General features: G+C 39.2%; 8 protein-coding genes. All 8 read right to left on the bottom strand.

What is annotated here, in order from left to right; translation table 11 throughout:
• Nucleotides 1–305: 305 nt before the first annotated feature.
• Nucleotides 306–407 (bottom strand): DUF2087 domain-containing protein, encoded by a 102-nt coding sequence (locus ACFIMP_RS09220; protein ID WP_375612583.1) that lies wholly within the window; start codon nucleotides 405–407, stop codon nucleotides 306–308.
• Nucleotides 386–724 (bottom strand): hypothetical protein, encoded by a 339-nt coding sequence (locus ACFIMP_RS09215; protein WP_375682076.1) that lies wholly within the window; start codon nucleotides 722–724, stop codon nucleotides 386–388. Before ACFIMP_RS09215 ends, ACFIMP_RS09220 begins: the two co-directional genes overlap by 22 nt.
• Before the next feature lie 287 nt (nucleotides 725–1,011).
• The gene (locus ACFIMP_RS09210) at nucleotides 1,012–2,166 is read right to left on the bottom strand and encodes an MFS transporter (protein WP_375627878.1); all 1,155 of its coding nucleotides are present in this window, start codon (nucleotides 2,164–2,166) and stop codon (nucleotides 1,012–1,014) included.
• Between the two features lie 529 nt (nucleotides 2,167–2,695).
• Nucleotides 2,696–3,934, bottom strand: a complete 1,239-nt coding sequence (locus ACFIMP_RS09205) for a DUF2087 domain-containing protein (RefSeq protein WP_375621762.1) — start codon at nucleotides 3,932–3,934, stop codon at nucleotides 2,696–2,698.
• 10 nt (nucleotides 3,935–3,944) lie between these two features.
• Nucleotides 3,945–4,619: a hypothetical protein gene (locus ACFIMP_RS09200; RefSeq protein WP_375621763.1), complete on the bottom strand. Its 675-nt coding sequence runs from the start codon at nucleotides 4,617–4,619 to the stop codon at nucleotides 3,945–3,947.
• 208 nt (nucleotides 4,620–4,827) lie between these two features.
• Nucleotides 4,828–6,012, bottom strand: coding sequence for an MFS transporter (locus ACFIMP_RS09195; protein ID WP_375621764.1), 1,185 nt, complete (start codon nucleotides 6,010–6,012; stop codon nucleotides 4,828–4,830).
• A complete protein-coding gene (locus ACFIMP_RS09190) occupies nucleotides 6,009–7,139 on the bottom strand; it encodes a hypothetical protein (RefSeq protein ID WP_375686298.1) in 1,131 nt (376 codons plus the stop codon). The genes ACFIMP_RS09195 and ACFIMP_RS09190 overlap by 4 nt, the downstream gene beginning before the upstream one ends.
• A 123-nt stretch (nucleotides 7,140–7,262) precedes the next feature.
• Nucleotides 7,263–7,412: a hypothetical protein gene (locus ACFIMP_RS09185; protein WP_375612575.1), complete on the bottom strand. Its 150-nt coding sequence runs from the start codon at nucleotides 7,410–7,412 to the stop codon at nucleotides 7,263–7,265.
• Between the last annotated feature and the right edge of the window lie 296 nt (nucleotides 7,413–7,708).

The raw sequence follows: 7,708 nt of genomic DNA, 5'->3' as shown, positions 1-7,708 counted from the left end.
GTAGGGAAAGAACGTATAGGTATGTAATTTACGCGCATAAAGGCTTTGTAGAAATTAAATCTAAACTCAGATTTTCTTGGTTCTTATGTCATCTCTCCCTTTGTCCTATTGTAGCCTGTATAGCCAAATCCTCAAAACAATCCGCTAACTTTTTGTAACAAAAAACTGCAAACAATTCCTTGAACTCCAAACTATCTATACCACTAAATACTAAGGGGGGCGCATAGCTGGCCTAAACTCTCTTTACAGAAAACAAAAAAACAAAACGCTGCATAAGAAAAACTCAAATGCTTGAATTTTTTCTTTCAACGTATGCGCTGATATTTGCTTGCATATCGTCTTAAAAATCCATTTTCCACCAAGATTCGTCTTAATCTCGCAAAATCTAAAGTAAAAAGGCTACATATTTTTGATGTTTCCGTTTCGCGATAGTTTTCCCTATTTTAAATGCTTCTGCAATTTTTGTAAGTATATCTTCTGTTTCTAAATGGCGATCGCTAAAAATTTCCATATTTCGTACATTTTTATCTTCTAGCGCTTGCCATAATTTATCGATTGCTTGAAATCCCTTTGTTGTGTTTTGAATAAGACTAAGGTTTAAAAGGCGATTAATAGATTTGTGAATGTTTTTGGTCTCTGAATTGATAAGTTTGAGGATATCAGAAAGAATTTTAGCACCAAGTATAATAACAGTATAGACAGCGCGTAGTGTCGGTGAGGTCATGGCAGAAATGAGCGAATTATAAGAAAAATGATTTGGCTGTATTGCACATGGATATCAATAGAATATTATTCGTGCAGAATGTATCTACCTTACGCTTGTCTACCCCATAATCCTTTAAGCTATGAGACAATTTGCAACGGCGTTTACAGAGCAATCTTTAGAGACCGTTTTGAGCTTTTTTGCCGCAGAGTGTGTTCAAAATCATAATTGAGTGATTTATGGCGAAGTGTTTTGAGTGCTCTTGTTGTGCCACCGGTTGCAAAAACTATATGTGACATGGAAGCTGCTTATTTTTTCGTTTGCATGAGGCAAAGGCAAGAAGCAAAGGCGGAGGCACCAACAATCATGCAAAAGGTGAAAGCGATATGATTGTTGAAATGGCTGATAATCCATCCACTTGTCCATGAGCCGGCGGCTTGGCCAATATTTGAAATAACAAGAATATAACTGAAAAGAACACTGGCAGAGAGGGATGGGGTTGTTTTCCCTGCTTGATAGTATATTTCTGGAATCATGACAGATTCATAGACACTGTAGGCAATTAATGCAGTCACAGCGGTAAAGACCCCACCCATGAGGAAAAATGAGGAGAAACTTCCCATAAGCCATAATAGATAGAAAGTTGATTTATCGGAAAGGCTGAGATGTTTATTGATTATTCCTTGCCAGATACAAATACTGATGCCAACAATTGAAAAGAAAATTCCACTATAAGGGGCGAGATTGCTGTCAAATTTACTGAGAAGTGTTGTGGTGGTGATGAAAATTCCCATGAGGAATGCACAAAGCAAAGCCGTGACCAGCAAATAAGCAATAGAACGATTATGTATTATTGTTTTTAAAGAAGAAAGAAGAGCTTTTTTTGTTTTTTTATTCTTTTCAAGAGATAATGTTTTATGCGGGTAATGATAAACAATTTGAATGGATAGAACACAAAGATACAAACCAATGAGTGCAAAAAAAGCCATTAAGAAGGTTGATGCGTTGTATTTTATGGCACTCGTTGCAACAAGAGGGGCGATAACGACAGCAGCATTTTGAAAAAAAGAATAGAGAGTTAATGCGCGTTTAAGAGCATTTTCATTGAGATGTTCTGATAAAATTTCTCTCAAAAATGGCTTTGAAATTGCTTTCGAAAAAGCCATTAAGGTAAAAAAGATCAACCATGCAGAAGGTGTGAGCGATAGGATAATGCACACAAAAGCGCTACTCCTTAAAATAAAGGCGGTAGCCATTAAGAGTTTACGGGAAAATCTTTCTAATAAACCTGTTGTGGTTACCATGAGAATGCTTTCAAGGATTACCGATCCAGCGAGATAAAAAGCAACATTGGCAGCAGTTATGAGAGAAGAGTTTCCAAGCAAAGGGAGTACAAAGAAAAAGGAAAATTCAGAAAGAAAAACTGTGCTATAGATGAAAAAAGGAATTTTATTTTTGCCCATGGAATTTCCATAGAAGTGTTGTTAAATGATCAAAGACATTTTGTTGTATCTTTTGAGGAAGTTTTCCAGCCCTATTTCTGCTGTGCACATTTCGTTGAAATAGTATCTTTCTTGATTCACTAGCCAGTCCAATGCAAGAATATTGTTTTTTCTACGATGTTTTTAGAAATATCGAGCATGATTTGGATTGAGCAACAACACTGTGCCCGGATGTTCGCGCAACAATCGTAAGATCATTGAGACCTTGATCCTATATCTTCTCCTGATGGTTTTGACTATTTCTAATTCTTTTTGATAACCACCCAATCCTTTTTGATAACCAATTGGCATCCCGCACTCTTGTTCCTCCCCATTGCATCTCTTGCGAAGAGGGCACGCTAATCTCATCTCCATAGATTGTCAACATATGAATGGGATGAATGATTTTGTAACCTTTTAATGAAATTATATTTTTTAGTGGAAGGTTATTCATTCTCTTGAAATAGAGAAGAAAAACGATAGAGTTCGCTAATCATTTTTCAATTCTCTTTTAGCGCATGCGTTGATATTTGCCTCCATGGCGTTGTAAAAAACCTCTCTCAACAAGAGTGCGTCGTAATCGGGCAAAGTCTATCGTAAAGAGGTTGCATATCTTGGAAACTTCCGTTTCGCTATAGATTTTTTCCTTCTGAAAGGCTTCACCAATTTTTGATAGCATCTCTTCTGTTTCTAAATGGCGGTCGCTTAAATTTTCCCTATTCCGCTCATGTTTATTTTCTAGCATTTTCCACACTGTCTCTTCGGCTTGAAATCCTTCTGTTGTGTTGTGAATAAGTCCGAGATTCAAAAGGCGATTGATGGATTTGTGAATGTTTTTGGCATCTGAATCGACATGTTTGAGGATATCAGTAAGATTTTTTGCACCAAGGATAATGGCGGCATAAACAGTACGCAGTGTCGGTGAGGTCATGGCAGAGATCAGTGAATTGCGTGTGCTGCGTTTGTGAAGGGTTTCTTTCCCCATGGGCAAAAGATCATTGCGAATGGGAATTTCATTGATTTCTATGAGTTCTGCTTGGAGCGATTGTGCGCGTACAATTTGTTCGGCTGGGGTGCGTTTGCGAATAATCCCCAGACCACTTTGGCGATATTTGTGGTTTTCGGGGAGTGTTAAAGCTTCATAGGAGCCATCAAGCCGGTAGAGAATTTCTTCCCACAAAGGAGTTCTGACGCGTCGAACCCGCTGTTCGCCATTGAGAGCAATTGTTGTTGTTATGGTTGGTTCATGTAGACAAAGATAACCACCCGCGGTGATGTGTTCCCAAAGGGTTATAACAAATCGCACATCATCTGCGGGAGTACCAGCATCAAGCCAAGCAAAATCTATTGGTCCCCAAGATTTGAGCGTTTCATCATCAAGAGAGAAAAAATTCTCATGGATAAATGTTACAGTATCTTTTTCAATACCGCCTTGAAGCAGTTCTTGCCATGCTTCTTCGGCTGATTGACCTTCGACTGTAAAATCATCAATGGTGATAAGCCGAGGTTCGTAATTCTCAAGGATTCCTGAAGGATCAAGCAAAGCTGTGCGCTCTTCCCAGGTGGAAGATTCTAAAAGTTTTTTATCTTGTTGCCATGCTTGTTTTGCTTTTTGCAGTGCTTTAGCAATCAAGCGCGTACTATCACCAGCACCGATTTCAATGACTGTGCGCGGTCTTGCCATTTGAATAAGCGCATAAATGAGCTGTGCACTATTTTCTGTTCCCATGCCAGGTCTTATCAGCTGCATCTTTTTATCCTTATAATTTTACCAATCGTAGCATCCCTGCTTTTATAAAAAACTTTATTGAATCCTCTAGCGGATATTGAATACGTATTGGTGTGGTGGCTTGCTTCAAGAGATGTTTTGTTTTTTCATGAAGCCGGATTGTACGCCCATTGAGTTGATTAATGGCAAGACTGCCAAGAGAAGAATCTATGATAATACATGTTGGCTCTCGTAAAAGAGCGGTTGCATCATTTTCTGAAAATGCTTTTTGATCTGTTTCGATGAGACCGTGTCGTAAAAGTGATATCAAAAGACTTCCAGAGGCAAGAAGAGTACCATTGAATTGTATTTCCCTCAGTGATTGGACAAGGCAGCCTTCACGAAGTGCTTCAAATGTGGGAAAGTCGAATCCGCCAAATGCCGCTCCTTTTGTAGAAACAATGGTGATGGGTTGTATTTGCCGTTTGCCAATGAGTGCTGGTTTGTTTTTTATTATTTGTACATCTTTTGCCCATTGAACGCGTGATAAAGGATTGAGTTCACTTGGGTAGACAGCGAAAGAATTGATGGCTATGGGCGGCGTTGGTTTTTGCAATTCAAGTGTGTGGGAGCTCTCATGACAATCATGTCGCATATAGTCTGCCAGTTGCCACACATAGCCGCCTGTTCCATTGTAAAAGTTTAAGCCTATAGGATCTTGTTGCATGATGTTAAACCGGTTTCTATTTTGCTATAAACTAAATTTTGGGAATGGTTGTTAGCTCTTCCACACTCAAGAGTGGTTCATCAAAGTCTTATTGGTTGGTGTGGGGTTGTATGGGAGATACAACGATTTTATCGAGGGGTGATTGTCATGTCCTTTTGGGGTGTATGGTTTGCTTGAGAGCAAAGATAGCAAAGTCCGTTAACCATTATCATATTCCTTTTTTTTGTACGGCACTGTTCAAGATAAAACCTAATATGCCTGCGATCATTGTGGCGATGCTGATGATAAGGAGTGTGTATTGGGTGTGGTGCACTTTTACAAAACCTGCACTGATAAAACCAATGCACACGGCTGTTTGTAGGATGAAAATATAGGCGGGCATTTGACTGTTTCGTTGTTCTTTCTGGATGGCTTTCATCATAAAACTTGCCATTAGAGCATTTTGCACGCCGTTAGCACCTCCACGGATGAAAGATGATAACATCATCAACCATATGATATGTGTTAGGGATAAACAAAAAATTCCAAAGCCAATGGTTGCGGCAGCTAGTGATGCTCCCGCTGCATTACCAAGGCGGTGGAGAAGGCTGGAGAAGCAAAGTGGACCAACCACGAGTCCGAGGCTCGACATACTTGCAATCATTCCATAGACTTCTCCGCGTAAGTTTAGTTCAGTGCGTATACGAACAATCAGCAATACGCTTAGAGTGGAGGTAAGGATGATGGTGATGATGAGGGGAGAAAGAGCATAGACCACATTTTTTTTACGCAAGAGGCCTCTTAGGTCTAGCCCTTTTTTGCTTTGCTGTGTTGTGTTTGTTGTTTGCGTATGTATTTTTAAACTTTTAAAACAGTATATGGTGATCAAGGCTGCACAGAGAACCATGATGGAAAGTGCAAAGAGCCCTTTTTGCCCGTTTGATATTCCATACAACACGCCCCCTAACAGTGGTCCTGCAATATAGCCAAGATTACGAACTGTTTGGAGAATGCGGTTGATGCGATCTAGTTGGTGATCATTGTTGACCAATTCAGGCACAGTAACAAGCATAGCAGACCAAAAGAGTGAACCAGCACAGCCCAGTGCAAAAGAAAGGGCAATATAAAGCCAAAACTGGTTGGCGATTGCAGCTATAGCTACGAATATTGCTTGAAATAATAAAATAATGGGCACTGTTCGTGCAGGTTTGAAGTGATGCAAAAGATGCGGAGCAATAGGTCCCGCACAAATTGCTCCGATAAATCCTGCTAACAGAAGCATTGAAATGGAGGATGTGTTTTTTGCTAAGTTTAGAATAAGTGTGACTTGAGTGGTTTCATCAGCAAAACTGCTCAAGCCTAAAACGAAGAAAAGCCCTGTTTTGGACAAAATTATGGATTTTTTCTTTGTCACAATGCTCCCCAAGATGCCAAGGCTTTTACGGCTTTTAAAATTTCCTGCTGTGCATATTTATATGGGGTATCATTTAATTTTACTAGATCTAGTTTTTTTCCTGATGAAAGTTGAGAAAGGAAATGCTCTAGATGAGAGCTATATTCAAAGCTTGCACAATGTCCGTTTGCTGCGATGAGCAGTTCTTTTGTTTCAGTTAAGGGCACCCATTGCAGGGTTGCAGGTGGGCGAAGAGTGATTCCATTTTCAATTTCGGAGACGCCAACAAGGGGGCGACCGATGCATAAACGTGAACTTGTATCACAAATTAATTGAGAAACCAGCATATGGCGTTTTAAGGTACCATTTGCGATGGCGGAGTTTAGTGCAGAGTGTTGAAAAGCATTATCAGGGTTTAAATTTGCTCTTCCTGATGCGCGGATATCATGTCGCGTTCGATCATCAAGATGGAGTAAATGCGTGACATAATTTTTATGATGTTGTGCATCGTGTGCTGTTTCCCAAAAAGCAATATTGATATTTGCCGCGATATTTTTTCCAGTTTCAGCAACGTGGAAAGCATCATGGGGAAAGTAGGCAACACGGTCTGTACGGTTTTGCAGCGCAATTGCTGTTAATTTATGCGCTTCATATTCAGGATATTTTAGCCCTTGGAGGTCTTCTCGTGTACTGGGCCATGCAAACATTGTTTTGCCATCCTGTAGAGTAAAACCAAAATTATGAGCGTGATCCACATGTATCCCAACATGGGTGGAGGAATATCGGCCGATGAAGCAGTCAATATCTACGCGTCCACCAGGCCTAAAACCTAAAGAATGAGCTAATTGATCTGAAAACTGTTTTGCCACATCCCATAGAACAGGGGTTGCAGCGTATAATCCATAATACATGACCGCCCATTCTTGTCCTTCGGCATATTGGTCAACGCGGGCAGTATATTCTTCTATAGTTCTATCCGTATCTAAAACAAGAAAGTTTGAAAGAGTACGTGGACTCCGCACTCTATTAACCACTGTTACTACTTCGGATTTAGGATTAAGAGCTAAGAGTTTATGAGGATGTAGAGCGTATTGTCTTAAAGCATTCAAAACATCCCTTTCATCGAAAGGGATGTACGAAATTGACAATTCAGCTGCTTGCTTAGCCCAAATTTTTTGAGAAAAGCTCTCTGAAAATAACTGAAACATGCACTTAAATATACTTAATTTTAAAGTTAGATATGTAAATAGATCTGTATCAACAATACATTATTAAACTTCTAACGAACCATTCACATCAAGCTCATTTTGACAAATTTGAGTATCGTTACGCTGTGCATACTTATCAAGCATTATAGTTGGCACAACTTCATCAGCAGCCAATTCAATAACATTTTTTACTTTATTAAGTGAAATATTCATATATTTCCCCCCTTATAGTTGATAGAAAAACAATGATGACCAAAATAAAAAAACTACCACTTATTTCCTCTTAATATGGATTTTATTTTTGTCAAATGTTATGTTGATTGCAAAGAGCATTTTAAATAAGAGGGCTGAATTTTAGAGTGATTAAGAAGAATTTACAAAAAAAGCTGCACTATGCGTGCAGCTTTTTATGTATTTGCTTTAAAGGAAGACAGGTAGACGTTTTAAAGCATGAAAGTGTCCTTACGGCTTCTATAACCATAATAGCCAAAAACACTGGAAATAATGGC

Source organism: Bartonella sp. AP65SXKL, from assembly GCF_042195725.1.
In the GTDB taxonomy this organism is placed as follows: domain Bacteria; phylum Pseudomonadota; class Alphaproteobacteria; order Rhizobiales; family Rhizobiaceae; genus Bartonella.
Note: the sequence above shows the minus strand (reverse complement) of the source record. Positions and strands in the feature narration are given on the sequence as shown.